The following is a 16,200-nucleotide window of genomic DNA, read 5'->3' as shown; positions in this document are numbered from 1 at the left end:
TGATTTTAAACCATGGCATCATCCGTGCTTATAACCGTTCAAAGACGTTATAAACCGGAGACAGGCCATGTCAGGCAACACCACCCCTTTCACTGCGCGCAAAAGTGACCAGCCCCGCAAGCTCGCCGAATTGCGTAAGGCCAGCAACCAGTGGCAGGAAGCAGACGACGTTTTCAGCAGGTTGTCCCGGCGGATGACAACGTCGTTGTCACTGGAAGCTTTGGTGGCTATCTTTGCCGACGAACTTGCTCAGGTCATTCCCTACGACCACCTGATGTATCGCAATACCATCGGCTCCCAGGAATTTGTTTATGCTTCCGGTATGGGTGGGCAGCACCGTTGCGATTTCAGGCTTACGCTGGAGGGTACCAATTATGGGGGCTTGACTCTGACCCGCCGCAGCCGTTTTTCGGAAGAAGAACTTGAGGGCGTAGAGCGCTTGTTGGCCGTGGCGATTTGTCCCATTCGGAATGCCTGCCAATACACCACAGTGCAGCAGACAGCCCACACCGACGCGCTGACCAACATTCCGAATAAACGGGCCCTGGATAGCGCCCTGGCCCAGGGGTGCTGCCTGAGTGACCGACACGGCGACGATTACACCCTGATTTTGTGTGATCTCGACAACTTCAAGAAGGTCAATGACACCCACGGCCATGTCGTCGGGGATTATATTCTTCAGGCAGTTGCTCAAGAACTCGCCAAGGCGACGCGTAACAGCGACAGCATCTACCGGTTTGGTGGTGAGGAGTTTGCCATTATCCTGCCTCATACGGCAGAGACTGAGGCCCTCCAGGTCGCTGACCGGATTCGGGAATTCATCAATCGTATTTCAGTGAATTGTGGTGACACCAATGTGTCAACCACCGCAAGTGCTGGCGTCGCGATGCGGCAAAAGGGCGAGACACCTCTGGAGTGGATCGCCAGGACCGATGATGCCCTTTACCGCGCCAAAGACCAGGGCCGGAATTGCACCCGGGTTGCTGATTTCATCACCAACAGAGCCTGAACGCCGCCCGAATGCTCGCGCAGCGCCTCGGTCCAGGGTTCCGGATCTATTTCTTGCGGGCTGGCTTTTTACCCGCTGGAGGCTTGGTGCCACTGACCTGCCATTTACTACCACGACTTTTCTTCACCGGGTGAGAAGGTTGCTTGCGCTGTTTGCGCTCGTGTACCGCCAGCTCCCCCGGAGTCTTCTTCGGCAACGTGATAAAAGGCAAATCCACTGCTTTGCTTAATGCATCAACAGCTCGTTGATCCAACTCTTCCCATCGCCCGACGCTCAGTCGACTCGGCATGAATGCCGGCCCGTACCGAACCCGTTTGAGACGTGACACCTGGACTCCCTGGGACTCCCACAATCGCCGAACTTCCCGGTTTCGTCCTTCAAAAAGTGTGACGTGAAACCAACGGTTGATGCCTTTCCCTCCAGCAGAGGTGATGTCCGAGAAGCGCGCGATACCATCTTCCAGCAAAACACCTTCATGCATTCGCTGAAGCATTGCATCGTCCACTTCACCAAACACGCGGACAGCGTATTCCCGGTCGATCTGGCGGGATGGATGCATCAGCCGGTTAGCCAATTCACCGTCGGTAGTGAACAGCATTAACCCGGTGGTATTGATATCAAGTCGGCCAATCGCTATCCAGCGATGCTCTTTAAGCTTGGGCAAGCTGTCGAATACAGTAGGACGGCCCTCCGGGTCATTTCGGGTGGTAACCTCGCCCTCGGGCTTGTTATACATAAGCACTCTACGAACTGTCTCCGCGGCCGAAGCTGTTTCAAGCCTGCGACCGTCCAGCTCGATTCGGTCAGTCACAGTGACTTTCTGCCCCGGCTCGGCAACCAGCCCATTGACCGTCACCCGACCCGCCTCAATCCAGCCTTCAACTTCGCGACGCGAGCCTGCACCGGCACGGGAAAGCAATTTCTGTAAGCGCTCTGGCTCTACGTTAATAGCGGTCGCCGCTCTTCTCGGTCGACTATGTGGGCGTTCTGACGCCATTACTGTTTCCTTTTAGTTCAGCTGACCTACCGATCAGTGAAATGTTTGATCATGAGTATCATTGGCTGCCGATTCTGATTCGATCTCGACTTGCATGGTTTTTTCAATTTCGCGGCCGATTTCTTCCAGGTCCCTGACTTCTGACAGGGGTGGCATCTGATCAAGGCTGGACAGGTTGAAATAGTCCAGGAACTGCCTTGTGGTGGCGTACATTGCTGGCCGCCCGGGCACATCACGATGCCCTACAACCCGCACCCATTCGCGCTCAAGCAGCGTCCGCACTATATTGCTACTGACAGCCACCCCGCGAATATCTTCAATTTCGCCCCGGGTAATGGGTTGACGATAAGCCACCAGGGCGAGCGTTTCCAGCAGCGCCCGGGAGTAACGCTGAGGCTTCTCTTCAAACAGCTTGCCAACCCAGGGCGCAAACTCCCGGCGGACCTGAAAACGATAGCCGCTGGCAACCTTTTTCAGTTCAAACCCCCGCCCTTCACACGACTGTTCAAGCTGGATCAGCACATGCTCCATGACATGCCGCGCTGGCCGCTCATCATCTTCAAACAATTCGCGAAGCTGATCGATGGCCATGGGTTTGCCAGCAGCCAAAAGCGCAGCCTCGATAATGGCCTGGAGACGGTGGATATGTTCCTCGCTCATAACACCCCGGAGTCAGACAGATTCAGAGTTTGAACGCACCGGTAGCCGAGGAAACTTCCTCAACAAGCTGCCCGTGCCCTGATATGAATAGAGCCAAGCACGTCAATCTGGACAATTTCGATGAGTTGTTCCTTAATCAGTTCCAGTGTCGCGATAAACGTAACCACAACACCGAGACGCCCTTCTTCAACCGTAAACAGACTCTCAAAACTGACAAAGTGATCGTCACTCAGAGCCGCCAGAATGGATGACATGCGCTCCCGCGTCGACAACCGCTCTCTTTCCACATGGTGACTGGTGAAAAGATCTGCACGCTGAAGCACGCCCTGTAACGCCAGCAACATTTCCCGGAAATCCACATCCGGTGGCGCTTGAGTGGTCGCTAAGGTTGGCAATGCCGCACTTCCGGTGAACGTATCCCGTTCCAGTCTTGGTAAACTGTCAATATCTTCCGCCGCTTGCTTGAAGCGCTCATATTGTTGCAGGCGCCGGATCAACTCCGCTCGCGGGTCAAGGTCTTCCTCGTCGTCCGCCGCCTGCCTCGGTAACAACATGCGGGATTTTATCTCCGCAAGGGTGGCGGCCATAACCAGGTATTCAGCCGCAAGCTCAAACCGCATCGTCTCGACGGCGCCAATGTAGTCCATGTATTGGCGAGTGATTTCACTGACGTCGATATCCAGGATGTCCATGTTATGCCGGCGAATAAGGTACAACAATAAATCAAGGGGACCCTCAAAGGTCTCCAGAAAAACAGCCAGTGCATCGGGCGGGATGTACAGATCTTTCGGCATATCCACCAAGGCCTTGCCAGAGACCTTTGCAATCGGGGACACCACAGCAGGGACGACCACGCTGTCATCCGTATCCAGGGTTTCGCTGCGTGTGTCTTCCGTCATAGCTGTGCCTGTCTCAACCTTTGGGGCTCAACGATAACGAAGCCCCATTGCGGCTCTTACTTCCTCAAGGGTATCCCGGGCAGCATCGCGGGCTTGCTCACACCCCTCATCAATGATGGAACGAACCAGGTCCGGATTGCCCTCATATTCCCGGGCGCGCTCATGCAAGGGTCGTTGCTCCTCAACGATGGCGTCGATCACCGGCTTCTTGCAGTCCAGGCAGCCGATACCAGCACTGCGACAACCCTTTTGCACCCATTCCTGGGTGTCATTATCCGAGTAGACCTTATGCAACCCCCAAACCGGGCACTTTTCAGGCTCCCCCGGATCTGTGCGGCGGACCCGCTGAGGGTCGGTCTGCATGGTACGAATTTTCTGGGCGACCGTGTCCGGCTCTTCCCTCAAACCAATGGTGTTGCCGTAGGATTTCGACATTTTGTGGCCATCGAGTCCCGGCATCTTGGAATCAGGGGTCAGCAATGCTTGGGGTTCTGGCAGGATTATCTTGCCTCCGCCTTCGATGTACCCATAAAGACGTTCGCTATCGCCCATGGATATATTCTGTTGCTCTTTTAGCAGCGCGCGGGCGGTCTCGAGGGCTTCCATATCACCGCCTTCCTGATAACGCTTCTTCAGGTTGCGGTAGAGCTTCGCGTTCTTCTTACCCATTTTGACGATTGCAGCTTCAGCCTGCTCCTCAAAACCGGGTTCGCGGCCATACAGGTGGTTAAAGCGTCGAGCGATCTCGCGAGTGATTTCAACGTGTGAAACCTGATCTGCTCCAACCGGGACGCGGCCTGCACGATAAACAAGAATATCCGCACTTTGCAGCAAGGGGTATCCCAGAAAACCGTAGGTTGCCAGATCCTTTTCTCGCAGTTTCTCCTGCTGATCCTTATAGGTCGGAACCCGTTCAAGCCAGCCAAGGGGTGTAATCATTGACAGTAAAAGATTGAGCTCGGCGTGCTCGGGTACCCGAGACTGAATAAAAAGCGTGGCAGATCCGGGATTCACTCCCGCCGCCAGCCAATCAATAACCATATCCCATACGCTCGACTCAATCATCGACGGGTCGTCGTAGTTGGTGGTCAGCGCATGCCAGTCAGCGACAAAGAAGAAGCATTCGAATTCATGCTGGAGTTTAACCCAGTTTTTAAGCACACCATGATAGTGACCAAGATGCAGTTTTCCGGTTGGTCGCATTCCGGACAGCACCCGTTGCTGGGAATCTACAGAACTCAAAGCATGAACTCCTTTCGTTTCAGATCGTATGGGTCATCATAAAAGAGACTGAGCGGCGATTATAGACTCATGTGCCCGCAAGGTTAACGTAAAAACAAAAAACCCCCGTCGTCCAGCCAAACCGGACCCGGGGGTTTTCAACCGAAAGAGAGACTTACCAGCCAGTCACTTCCTTCAGCGCCTTACCAATTTCTGCAAGACTACGAACGGTTTTAACACCGGCATCTTCCAGAGCTGCGAATTTTTCATCCGCAGTGCCTTTACCACCAGCAATGATCGCGCCGGCGTGGCCCATACGCTTGCCCGGAGGTGCGGTAACACCCGCAATGTAGGAAACCACAGGCTTGGTGACGTTGGTTTTGATAAACGCAGCGGCTTCTTCTTCCGCATTTCCACCGATTTCACCAATCATTACAATGGCTTCCGTCTGCGGGTCGTCCTGAAGCAATTGCAGTATGTCAATGAAGTTGGAACCCGGAATCGGATCACCACCGATGCCTACACAAGTTGACTGACCGAAGCCAAAGTCTGTGGTCTGCTTGACCGCTTCATAAGTCAGGGTACCTGACCGGGACACAATGCCTACTTTACCAGGCTTGTGGATGTGGCCGGGCATGATACCGATCTTGCTCTCACCCGGTGTAATCACGCCCGGGCAGTTAGGACCAATCATCCTCACGCCTTTGCGATCGACATATTCCTTCGCGTAAAGCATATCGATAGTCGGGATGCCTTCAGTGATACACACTATCAGCTCGATACCAGCGTCCGCCGCTTCGATGATCGCATCTTTGCAGAAAGGAGCCGGAACGTAGATAACCGTTGCCGTGGCGCCGGTTTTTTCAACTGCATCACGAACGGTGTTGAAAACCGGAAGGCCAAGGTGTTCGGTACCGCCCTTACCCGGGCTTACACCGCCAACCATCTGGGTTCCGTAGTCAATAGCCTGCTCGGAATGGAATGTACCCTGCGCGCCGGTGAAGCCCTGACAGATTACCTTGGTGTCTTTATTGATCAGGATGCTCATTACTTACCCCCTGCGGCTTTGACGACTTGTTCTGCGGCATCCGCCAGGCTGGTGGCGGCGATGATGTTCAGGCCGCTGTCCGCGAGCACCTTGGTGCCGAGCTCAGCGTTGTTGCCTTCAAGACGGACCACAACAGGAACCTTGACGCCCACATCCTTCACTGCACCGATAATGCCTTCGGCAATCATGTCGCAACGGACGATACCGCCAAAGATGTTCACCAGAACTGCTTGAACGTTATCATCCGACAGAATGATCTTGAAAGCTTCGGTGACTCGCTCTTTGGTCGCTCCGCCGCCAACATCCAGAAAGTTGGCCGGACGGCCGCCGCTGAGCTTGATGATATCCATGGTGCCCATAGCAAGACCGGCGCCATTAACCATGCAACCAATGTTGCCTTCAAGTGCAACGTAGTTCAGTTCCCACTTGGCAGCGTCAGCTTCACGGGAATCTTCCTGTGAAGGATCGTGCATATCACGGAGCTTCGGCTGGCGATACAACGCGTTGCCGTCTACACCGATCTTGGCGTCCAGGCAATGGAGATCGCCTTTATCAGTAATGACCAACGGGTTAATTTCGAGCAACGCCAGATCGTAGTCTTCAAACAGTTTTGCCAGACCCATGAAGATCTTGGTGAACTGCTTGATCTGCTCACCGTTCAGGCCCAGCTTGAACGCCAGCTCCCGAGCCTGGTAAGGCTGAGCACCGACTAACGGGTCGATAGTTGCCTTGAGAATCTTCTCAGGGGTTTCTTCCGCAACTTTCTCGATCTCAACGCCGCCTTCGGTAGACGCCATGAACACGATGCGGCGGCTACTACGATCAACCACTGCACCCAGGTAAAGTTCCTGATCGATATCAGTCAGGGACTCAACCAGAATCTTGCTGACCGGCTGGCCATGCTCATCTGTCTGGTAGGTTACCAGGTTCTTGCCCAGCCACTTCTCAGCGAACGCACGGATGTCGTCTTTGTTGTCCAGCAGCTTTACACCACCGGCCTTACCGCGACCACCTGCGTGAACCTGGGCTTTGACAACCCAGCGATCACCGCCAATTTTATCAGCTGCCGCTGCTGCTTCGTCAGGGGTATCGCAAGCGATACCCTGGGAGACCGGCAAACCGTATTCAGCGAATAGCTGCTTGCCCTGATATTCGTGCAAATTCATAACAATTGTCCCGCTTGTAAATGAAACGTTCGTTTCCTTGCGAGAGGACGCAATGCCACATCCTCTCGTTTACCGGTTCTGTCTTATTTTTTTTTGCGACGGTTGGCGATGTGAATCGCACCGTCATTAACCGCCAGAGCCGCCTCATGAACCGACTCTGACAATGTCGGATGCGCAAAGCAGGTCAGCGCGAGGTCTTCAGCACTGGAGCCGAATTCCATGGCAATCACACCCTGAGCGACGATTTCGGACGCCTGGGGCCCCGTGACATGGAAGCCCAGAATACGGTCAGTTTTCTCGTCCGCGATGATCTTGACAAGGCCTGAAGCAGAGTTGGCTGCCATGGCGCGACCGTTGGCGGCGAACGGGAAGGTACCCACCTTGTAGGCCTCACCCTCTGCCTTCAACTGTTCTTCGGTTTTTCCCACCCAAGCAACTTCCGGGAAGGTATATATAACGTTAGGAATGCAGTCATAGTTAACCTGAGGTTTGTGACCTGCGATCCGCTCGGCCACCATAATGCCTTCCTCAGATGCCTTATGAGCAAGCATCGGACCGCGAACCACGTCGCCTACGGCCCAAACACCCGGAGCGTCGGTCTGACAGGTGTCATCAACGAAAATAAAACCACGCTCGTCAAGGTTGACACCGGCATCCGCCGCTAACAGGTTATCTGTGTAGGGCCGACGGCCGACCGCAACGACCAGCTTGTCAAACTTGGCCTCTTGCTTGCCGTCGGCATTCTCATAGTTTACATAAACCAGCTTTCGCTTAACTTCAGCACCGGTCATGCGGCTGCCCAACTCAATCTGCAGTCCTTGCTTCTTGAACTGCTTCAGAGTGTCTTTCGCAACCTGCTGGTCTACCGTAGGCAGAAACGAATCCTGAGCTTCGATGATGGTCACTTCCGAGCCCAACCGGGCCCATACACTGCCCAGCTCGAGACCAATGACGCCAGCACCGATAACGCCAAGACGCTTCGGCACTTCGTCAAACTCAAGCGCCCCTTCGGAATCCACAATGTAACCTTCCGTGAAAGGCGCAGGCGGAATCTGGATGGGTTTGGAGCCGGTGGCGATAATCACATTGTCGGCTTCGTATACTTTCTTATTGGCGTCACTGTCGGTCACTTCGACCTGGCGATTAGCCAGCAGCTTTCCGTGACCTTCAATAGTCGTAACGCCGTTGGACTTGAACAGTCCTGCAATACCCCCGGTCAGTTGGTCGACGATGCCGGTTTTCCGCTCCATCATCTTGGCGATATCAATCTTGACGTCCTTCGCCATAATACCCTGGTCCGCAAAGCCATGATTGGCTTCCTCGAACTTATGGGAAATTTCCAGCAGCGCCTTTGACGGGATACAGCCTACGTTCAGGCAGGTTCCGCCCAGCTTGTGTTTGCCGTCTTTGGAAACCCATGATTCTACACAGGCTGTTTTCAGACCTAGTTGCGCTGCTTTAATGGCTGCTACGTAGCCGCCAGGGCCAGCACCGATGACGATGACGTCGTACTTGTCAGACATGTTTTATCCCGTTTTCCGATTCGTTGAGTGGCAGATTCAAACGTCCAGCAGAATACGCGCCGGATCTTCCACCATATCCTTGATTGCCACCAGAAATTGCACGGCTTCTTTACCGTCAATCATCCGGTGATCGTAAGACAGCGCCAGATACATCATTGGCAGCACTACGACCTGCCCATCAACTGCCATCGGACGGTCCTGAATCTTATGCATACCCAGAATGGCCGTCTGCGGCGGATTAAGAATGGGAGTCGACATCAGGGAGCCGAATACGCCGCCGTTGGAAATAGTGAACGTACCGCCGGTCATTTCTTCAATGCCCAGTTTTCCGCCTTTCGCTTTGGTGCCGTATTCAACGATTTTCTTCTCGATATCCGCCAAACCCAGCGCGTCTGTATCACGAAGCACCGGAACCACCAGCCCGCGATCACTTGACACTGCAACGCCAATATCCTGGTAGCCATGATAAACCATGTCGTTGCCGTCGATCGATGCGTTGACCGCCGGGAAACGCTTCAGCGCTTCGGTGGACGCCTTGACGAAAAGAGACATAAAGCCAAGCTTGATACCGTGACGTTTTTCAAATCCGTCTTTGTACTGCTTACGCAGGTCCATCAAGGGTTTCATGTTGACTTCGTTGAACGTCGTCAACATGGCAGCAGTTTGCTGGGCGTTCACCAGGCGCTTCGCCATGCTTGCCCGCAGACGAGTCATCGGAACCCGTTTCTCAGGGCGCTCACCGGCAGCGATACTCACTTCCGGTGCCGCAGCAGCGGCAGGACTCGGCGCAGCAGGCTTGTTGGCGGCGCTGCTGTCGATATGGCTCTGAACGTCTTCCTTGGTCACACGACCATCTTTTCCGCTACCTTTCACGGAATCCGGGTCAATGTTGTTCTCGTCCGCCAGTTTGCGAGCTGCCGGACTGAGAATAGCTTCGCCTGTAGACTCGCTCTCGGCTTTGGAGGCATCGCTTCCTGATGTTTTCTCGGGCTCGGGTGTCTCGGATTTCGCCTCGCCGCTTCCCGAGTCTTCGGTCTCGCCTTTGGCGCCTGCCTTGAACTTACCAACCACTTCACCGCTTTCGACGGTGTCGCCTTCATTCTTGAGGATTTCCTCAATAACACCGTCAGCGGGTGCAACGACTTCCAGAACCACCTTGTCGGTTTCAATATCGACGATCAGTTCATCCCGGGCACAAGCTTCTCCAGGTTTCTTATGCCATGTCGCCACTGTACCTTCGGCAACCGACTCGGGAAAAACGGGGGCTTTTATCTCTGTTGACATCTCTGGTCCTTAGTTCGGTAGCTCGTCAAATTTCAAATGCAGCGTTGATCAGCTTCTTCTGTTCCTCGATGTGCACGGACAAATGCCCACACGCCGGGGCTGCCGAAGCATCGCGACCCGCATATTCGAGATACAGTTTCGGGTTGTGGCGATGCAGCGCATTGCGCATGTGGTGCTGACTGCAATACCACGCCCCCTGGTTCATGGGTTCTTCCTGACACCAAACCACGTTCTGCAGTTTGGTGTACTTGCTGATCAGTTCATCCAGGTCATCCGATGGAAAAGGATACAGTTGCTCAAGCCGCAGAATGGCAACATCCTCTCGCTCCTCTGCTTTCTTTTTTTCCAGCAGGTCAAAATATACCTTACCGCTGCACATGATCAGGCGGCGAACTTTCTTCGGATCGGATGGTTCTTTCTCTGGCAATACCGTTTGGAAGGTACCTTCCGTAAAATCGTCAAGACCTGATGTTGCTTCTTTATGACGCAACAGGCTCTTCGGTGTAATAGCTACCAAAGGCTTGCGAAATGCCCGCTTGACCTGCCTACGAAGCATGTGGAAGGTTTGCGCCGGGGTGGTCGGCACACAAACCTGAATGTTGTGCTCGGCACATAATTGCAGGAAGCGCTCGATGCGCGCAGAGCTGTGCTCGGGTCCCTGCCCTTCATAGCCGTGAGGTAACAGCAAGGTCAGGCCACAAAGGCGCCCCCATTTGTGCTCGCCACTGGTCAGAAACTGATCTATAACGACCTGGGCGCCGTTGGCAAAGTCACCAAACTGGGCTTCCCAGACAATCAACGCATCAGGCGTGGTGGTCGAATAACCGTATTCGAAAGCCATTAAGGCTTCTTCAGACAGAAAGGAGTCGTAGATCTCAAATAGCGGTTGTTTTTCAGACAGTTGCTGCAGCGGAATGTAGGTATCACCGCCCTTCTGGTTGTGAAGCACAGCATGACGATGAGAAAAGGTGCCGCGGCCAACATCCTGTCCGGTGATACGGATCGGGTGACCTTCGTTCAACAGCGTGGCATAGGCCATGACTTCGCCGTAGCCCCAGTTGATGGGCAGCGCACCAGCAGTCATCTTGTTACGATCATCGACGATTTTGGACACCTGGCGCTGAACAGCAAAACCTTCCGGCAGGTGTCCCAGCCTCTTGCCAAGACGCTGCAAGGTCTTCAGACCAACACTGGTCTTGCACTTCGCAGTCCACTCGTGGCCGAGGTAAGGTTGCCAATCGACATAAAGCTCTTTATTGGGCTTTTTGACCAGGGATTTAACCACGTGGTCGCCTTTATCAAGCTCATCCCGGAAGTCGAGTTCCATTTTCTTGGACTCATCTTCGTTCAGCAGACCCGCTTTGATCAGCTCATTTGCATACAGTTCGCGAGTTGTCTTCATCTTGCGGATTTTTTCGTACATGATCGGCTGAGTCGCGGATGGCTCATCAGCCTCGTTATGACCGCGGCGCCGATAACATACCAGATCAATCACCACGTCACGTTTGAACTCATGACGATAGTCCATCGCCATCTGGGTAACGAACAAGACGGCTTCAGGGTCATCGGCATTAACATGAAGGATCGGCGCCTGAACCATCTTGGCAACGTCAGTACAATATTCTGTCGATCGTGCATCTTCCTGGCGACTGGTGGTAAAGCCAACCTGATTGTTGATGACAATATGAATTGTTCCGCCAACCCCAAAACCACGGGTCTGGGAGGCCTGGAAGGTTTCCATCACCACACCCTGCCCCGCAAACGCAGCATCACCATGCATGATGATGGGTACCACCTGCGTGCCGTTGGAATCCTCACGACGTGTCTGTCGTGCTCTGACAGAGCCCACGACAACCGGAGAGACAATCTCGAGGTGAGAGGGGTTAAACGCAAGCGCCAGGTGAATCTCTCCACCTTCGGTCATAATGTTGGATGAAAACCCCTGATGGTATTTAACGTCGCCGGAACCAGTATCTGCCAGACGCTTACCCTCGAACTCATCAAACAACTCTTTCGGGTTCTTACCCAAGGTATTGACCAGCACATTCAGCCGGCCACGGTGAGCCATACCGAGTACGATTTCCTTCGCACCATAACTTCCGGCTCTCTGGATCAATTCGTCAAGGCACGGAATCAGGCTTTCAGCGCCTTCAAGGCCAAAACGCTTGACGCCCGGATAACGGGAGCCCAAGTATTTTTCCAGACCTTCGGCAGAGGTCAGACGTTCCAGAATATGGCGACGGGTCTTTTCTTCATAATTCGGGCGTGACCGAACCGGCTCCATGCGCTGCTGAAACCAACGCTTGATACGGGTATCAACAACATGCATGTACTCAGCACCGATGCTGCCACAGTAGGTTTGACGGAGCCCATCGTATATGTCACCGAGCTTCATGGTTTCAGCGCCAAAGCACAAAGACCCGGTCTGAAACTCGATATCACGATCTGATTCGGAAAGTTCGTGGAAACCCAGGTCGAGGTCTTCCACCTCCGGGCGGATCAACACGCCCAGCGGATCAAGCTTCGCTTCCTGATGGCCGCGGAAGCGATACGCATTGATGAGCTGTAGAACCCGAATCTGCTTCTTATCCGCATCCGATGTGGCGCTGGCGGGAACACCACCATTGGCAAGAAAACGCTGATTGCGGGAAATATGCTCAAACTGCTGGCGAATCGTCGAATGATTAACATCACGACCTTGTCGGCCGTCGACACTGGGCAGCTTGTCAAAATAGCTGCGCCATTCACCTGGAATGGCATTCGGGTCAGTCAGATAGGTTTCGAAAAGCTGCTCGACATAGGCCAGATTCCCCCCTTGAAGGTGGGAAGTCTGCCATAACTGCTCCATGATGCTTTCGTGCATTGTGAATAGCTCACCTTGGACTGGTGCGGGGGAGCGCGCTATGGTCGGCCACAGGTATATCTCAGTCAATACGGGTTTTTACAGGATCGACTGTTGCCGCCACCACAGTTTGCACGGATGTTTTCCGTTCCCCAGTGGTTTTTATACTCGATAAAACCGCGAGAAAGCTTTGTAGGCCTTCGTCACGGCTTTCGAAGTTTGCTCCGTCAATGACATTTTGACTATTGGCCATTGGTGGAAGCTCACAGCTTTGTGAGACTTCCCGAGCGATGTGCATACTGCCAGAACAGTATAGCTGTTCTGGCAGTTTTTGCTTATCAGGTGGCCCGTTGCAGCAAAAGGTTCCTGATATGTCCGATGGCCCTGGTGGGATTCAGACCCTTGGGACAGACACTGACACAGTTCATGATACCTCGGCAGCGAAACACGCTGAACGGATCGTCGAGGTGGGATAAACGCTCTTCCTGAGCAGTATCGCGACTGTCAGCCAGGAACCGATACGCCTGAAGCAGTCCGGCCGGTCCGATGAACTTATCGGGATTCCACCAAAAAGAAGGACAGGCGGTGGAGCAGCAGGCACACAGAATACATTCATACAAACCGTCAAGCTTCTCCCGCTCCTCCGGAGATTGCAGGCGCTCGATCGCAGGCGCGGGCTTGTCGTTCATCAGATAAGGCATGACCTTTTCGTATTGCTTGTAGAACAGACTCATATCCACCACCAGGTCCCGGATTACGGGCAACCCCGGAAGCGGGCGAAGAACAAGCTTGTTCTTCTTGACCACTTCCGAGAGAGGAGTGATACAACCGAGCCCGTTCTTGCCATTCATATTCATGCCATCAGAGCCACAGACACCCTCACGACAGGAACGACGGAACGCAATAGTCGGGTCTTTCTCTTTCAGAAGAGTGATGACGTCAAGCACCATCAGGTCTCTTCCTTCCGGAACATCCAGCTCAATGTCCTGCATATAGGGTGCATTGTCTGTTTCCGGATTATATCGATACAGGCTTACCAACATATCTGTGTCCCCCTTAATACGACCGAATCGTAGGCTGCATTGTATCCACCGTCTTCGGCGTAAAGTTGACATCACGCTTACCCAGACGCTTTTCCAGCGGGAAGTAAACTGAATGCTTCAACCAGTTTTCATCATCACGTTCGGTGAAATCGTTACGGGCGTGCGCTCCACGGCTTTCACGGCGCTCCATGGCAGAAAATGCCGTGGCATAAGCCACTTCAAACAGGTTTTCAAGCTCAAGCGCCTCAATACGCGCGGTGTTGAACGCGTTGCTCGTATCACCGATTTTGACATTGCGAGCGCGCTCTCCAATAGCGTCCAGCTTCTTCAGGCCTTCCGCCATACTGTCCCCATCACGGAAAACACCAAAATACAATTGCATGCAGTTCTGCAAGTCCTTGCGCACTTGCGAGACACTCTCGCCCTCGGTTGCACTATTCAGACGATTCAACCGAGCCATGGCACGATCAATATCAGCTTCCGTCGCGGCCGTGGTTTCGAAGCCAGCCCGCAAGCGCTCCTCAATATGCAAGCCCGCTGCCCGCCCGAAGACGATCAAGTCCAGCAACGAATTGCCACCCAGGCGGTTGGCACCATGTACAGAGACGCAGGCAGCTTCGCCACAGGCAAACAGACCTTCAATAACCTGATCCTTGCCGTCTTTATCCTGGGTTAACGCCTGGCCGCCGACGGTGGTCGGAATGCCGCCCATCATGTAGTGGCAGGTCGGTACTACAGGCACTGGATCCTTGACCGGATCTACGTGGGCAAAGGTTTTGGAGAGCTCACAAATACCCGGGAGGCGGAGATTAAGTGTTTCCTCGCCCAGGTGATCGAGTTTCAGCAAAACGTGGTCCTTCTCCGGGCCACAACCACGCCCCTCAAGTATCTCGATGACCATTGATCGCGCAACGACATCACGTCCGGCAAGGTCTTTTGCGTTAGGCGCATAGCGTTCCATGAAACGCTCGCCCTCGGCGTTGATCAAGTAACCGCCCTCACCCCGGCAACCCTCAGTTACCAGTGTTCCGGCACCATAAATACCGGTCGGGTGGAACTGCCACATTTCCATGTCCTGCACCGGGAAACCAGCGCGGAGGGCCATACCGATACCATCACCGGTGTTGATCAGGGCGTTAGTGGTAGATGCATAGATACGACCGGCACCACCGGTAGCCAGAACGGTTGCCTTGGCTTTGATGTAAGCCACTTCGCCGGTCTCGATTTCGATTGCAACAACACCGACAACCTGATTCTCATCATTCTTGACAAGATCGACGGCGTACCATTCGTTCAGAAAGGTAGTGCCGCCCTTAAGGTTAGCCTGGTAAAGCGTGTGTAGCAGGGCGTGGCCAGTCCGGTCCGCTGCCGCGCACGTCCTGGCTGCCTGCCCACCTTTGCCATAATCCTTCGACTGACCGCCGAACGGGCGTTGATAAATTCGGCCCTGCTCGGTGCGGGAGAAAGGAAGCCCCATGTGCTCCATCTCGAATACCGCCTGGGGGCCCACCGAACACATATACTCGATGGCGTCCTGGTCGCCGATGTAATCGGACCCTTTGACGGTGTCATACATATGCCAGCGCCAATCGTCGTTCGGATCCGCACTCGCTATCGCGCACGTGATACCGCCCTGCGCCGACACAGTGTGAGAGCGTGTCGGGAACACCTTGGTCACACATGCAGTATTTACACCGGACTCGGTGAGCTGAAGCGCAGCACGCATACCCGCACCACCGCCACCAATAACGATTGCGTCGTAAGAAATGGTCTTGATATTAGCCATTAATCATTGCCCCCAAAGAATCTGTACACCCCAGACCACATAAACAAACATGGTCAGACCACATGCTGCCTGGACAAGGAATCTCGGCGTTGCCGCTTTGACATAATCAGTTGTGACCGTCCACAATCCTATCCAGGCGTGTGCTCCGATCGAGAGCAGAGCTAACAGGCTAAAAACACGAAACCAGGTTTGAGCAAACAAGCCACTCCAGGTCTCGTACGTAACGTTTGTAAATAGAACGAAGCCCAACAGGAAGAGTGTGTATAAAGCCAATACGTAGGCTGAGACACGCTGGACCATCCAGTCCTGAACACCGCTACGACCAAAATTCGTGGCACTGTTTACCATATCCATACTCCTGCCAGGATGATGAGAACGCCCGAGATACCTATCGTTAACTTGGCTGCCAGGCGGCCGCCTTCCAGCGTTTCACCAATACCCAAATCCATGATCAGGTGCTTGATACCGGCGACAAGGTGGTACAACAGAGCAGAGATGATGCCCCACACAATCAGCTTCGCAAGGAAGCCACTCAGAATTTCACTCACTCGCTCAAAGCCCGCTTCCCCGGACAGGGACACATCAAGCCCGTACAACATGAAAGCAACACCAACAAAAATGATGATGCCGCTTACGCGATGCAGGATTGATGTAATAGCTGGCAGCGGAAAATGAAACTTGCTGAGATCGAGATTTACTGGTCGTTTGCTATTCACAGCGCT

At 53.9% G+C, this 16,200-nt stretch carries 14 protein-coding genes; 1 reads left to right on the top strand and 13 read right to left on the bottom strand.

Annotation, left to right across the window (positions count from 1 at the left end):
* Positions 1-67: 67 nt before the first annotated feature.
* Positions 68-1,009, top strand: a complete 942-nt coding sequence (locus tag F6Y09_RS12405; RefSeq protein WP_152207245.1) for a GGDEF domain-containing protein — start codon at positions 68-70, stop codon at positions 1,007-1,009.
* Positions 1,010-1,055: 46 nt separating this feature from the next.
* On the opposite strand, the gene rluB is transcribed toward F6Y09_RS12405, so the two are convergent.
* The 13 genes from rluB to sdhC all read right to left on the bottom strand — a co-directional run bounded on the left by rluB (position 1,056) and on the right by sdhC (position 16,194).
* Positions 1,056-2,006 carry a 23S rRNA pseudouridine(2605) synthase RluB gene (gene rluB / locus F6Y09_RS12400; RefSeq protein WP_152207244.1) on the bottom strand — a complete coding sequence of 317 codons (951 nt, stop codon included), beginning with the start codon at positions 2,004-2,006 and terminating at the stop codon, positions 1,056-1,058.
* A 33-nt stretch (positions 2,007-2,039) separates the two neighbouring features.
* Positions 2,040-2,666 carry an SMC-Scp complex subunit ScpB gene (gene scpB / locus F6Y09_RS12395; protein WP_152207243.1) on the bottom strand — a complete coding sequence of 209 codons (627 nt, stop codon included), beginning with the start codon at positions 2,664-2,666 and terminating at the stop codon, positions 2,040-2,042.
* A gap of 59 nt (positions 2,667-2,725) precedes the next feature.
* Positions 2,726-3,565: a segregation and condensation protein A gene (locus F6Y09_RS12390; protein WP_152207242.1), complete on the bottom strand. Its 840-nt coding sequence runs from the start codon at positions 3,563-3,565 to the stop codon at positions 2,726-2,728.
* Positions 3,566-3,592: 27 nt separating this feature from the next.
* Entirely contained in the window at positions 3,593-4,807 is a 1,215-nt protein-coding gene (locus F6Y09_RS12385; RefSeq protein WP_179959407.1) for a tryptophan--tRNA ligase, read from the bottom strand.
* Positions 4,808-4,961: 154 nt separating this feature from the next.
* Positions 4,962-5,834, bottom strand: coding sequence for a succinate--CoA ligase subunit alpha (gene sucD, locus F6Y09_RS12380; RefSeq protein WP_152207241.1), 873 nt, complete (start codon positions 5,832-5,834; stop codon positions 4,962-4,964).
* The gene (gene sucC / locus F6Y09_RS12375; RefSeq protein ID WP_152207240.1) at positions 5,834-7,000 is read right to left on the bottom strand and encodes an ADP-forming succinate--CoA ligase subunit beta; all 1,167 of its coding nucleotides are present in this window, start codon (positions 6,998-7,000) and stop codon (positions 5,834-5,836) included. The genes sucD and sucC overlap by 1 nt, the downstream gene beginning before the upstream one ends.
* 83 nt (positions 7,001-7,083) lie before the next feature.
* The gene (gene lpdA / locus F6Y09_RS12370; RefSeq protein WP_152207239.1) at positions 7,084-8,523 is read right to left on the bottom strand and encodes a dihydrolipoyl dehydrogenase; all 1,440 of its coding nucleotides are present in this window, start codon (positions 8,521-8,523) and stop codon (positions 7,084-7,086) included.
* 36 nt (positions 8,524-8,559) lie between these two features.
* Positions 8,560-9,807: a 2-oxoglutarate dehydrogenase complex dihydrolipoyllysine-residue succinyltransferase gene (odhB, locus tag F6Y09_RS12365; RefSeq protein WP_152207238.1), complete on the bottom strand. Its 1,248-nt coding sequence runs from the start codon at positions 9,805-9,807 to the stop codon at positions 8,560-8,562.
* A gap of 25 nt (positions 9,808-9,832) precedes the next feature.
* The gene (locus tag F6Y09_RS12360) at positions 9,833-12,670 is read right to left on the bottom strand and encodes a 2-oxoglutarate dehydrogenase E1 component (RefSeq protein ID WP_152207237.1); all 2,838 of its coding nucleotides are present in this window, start codon (positions 12,668-12,670) and stop codon (positions 9,833-9,835) included.
* A gap of 317 nt (positions 12,671-12,987) precedes the next feature.
* Positions 12,988-13,692: a succinate dehydrogenase iron-sulfur subunit gene (locus tag F6Y09_RS12355; RefSeq protein ID WP_152207236.1), complete on the bottom strand. Its 705-nt coding sequence runs from the start codon at positions 13,690-13,692 to the stop codon at positions 12,988-12,990.
* A gap of 13 nt (positions 13,693-13,705) precedes the next feature.
* Positions 13,706-15,478, bottom strand: coding sequence for a succinate dehydrogenase flavoprotein subunit (sdhA, locus tag F6Y09_RS12350; RefSeq protein ID WP_152207235.1), 1,773 nt, complete (start codon positions 15,476-15,478; stop codon positions 13,706-13,708).
* Positions 15,479-15,481: 3 nt separating this feature from the next.
* Positions 15,482-15,826, bottom strand: coding sequence for a succinate dehydrogenase, hydrophobic membrane anchor protein (gene sdhD / locus F6Y09_RS12345; protein WP_152207234.1), 345 nt, complete (start codon positions 15,824-15,826; stop codon positions 15,482-15,484).
* Complete coding sequence (gene sdhC, locus F6Y09_RS12340) at positions 15,820-16,194, bottom strand: succinate dehydrogenase, cytochrome b556 subunit (RefSeq protein WP_152207233.1); 375 nt, start codon at positions 16,192-16,194, stop codon at positions 15,820-15,822. The genes sdhD and sdhC overlap by 7 nt, the downstream gene beginning before the upstream one ends.
* Positions 16,195-16,200 lie beyond the last annotated feature (6 nt).

The organism is Marinobacter changyiensis, assembly GCF_009193265.1.
GTDB lineage: Bacteria > Pseudomonadota > Gammaproteobacteria > Pseudomonadales > Oleiphilaceae > Marinobacter > Marinobacter changyiensis.
This window is presented reverse-complemented; position numbering and strand designations above follow the sequence as displayed.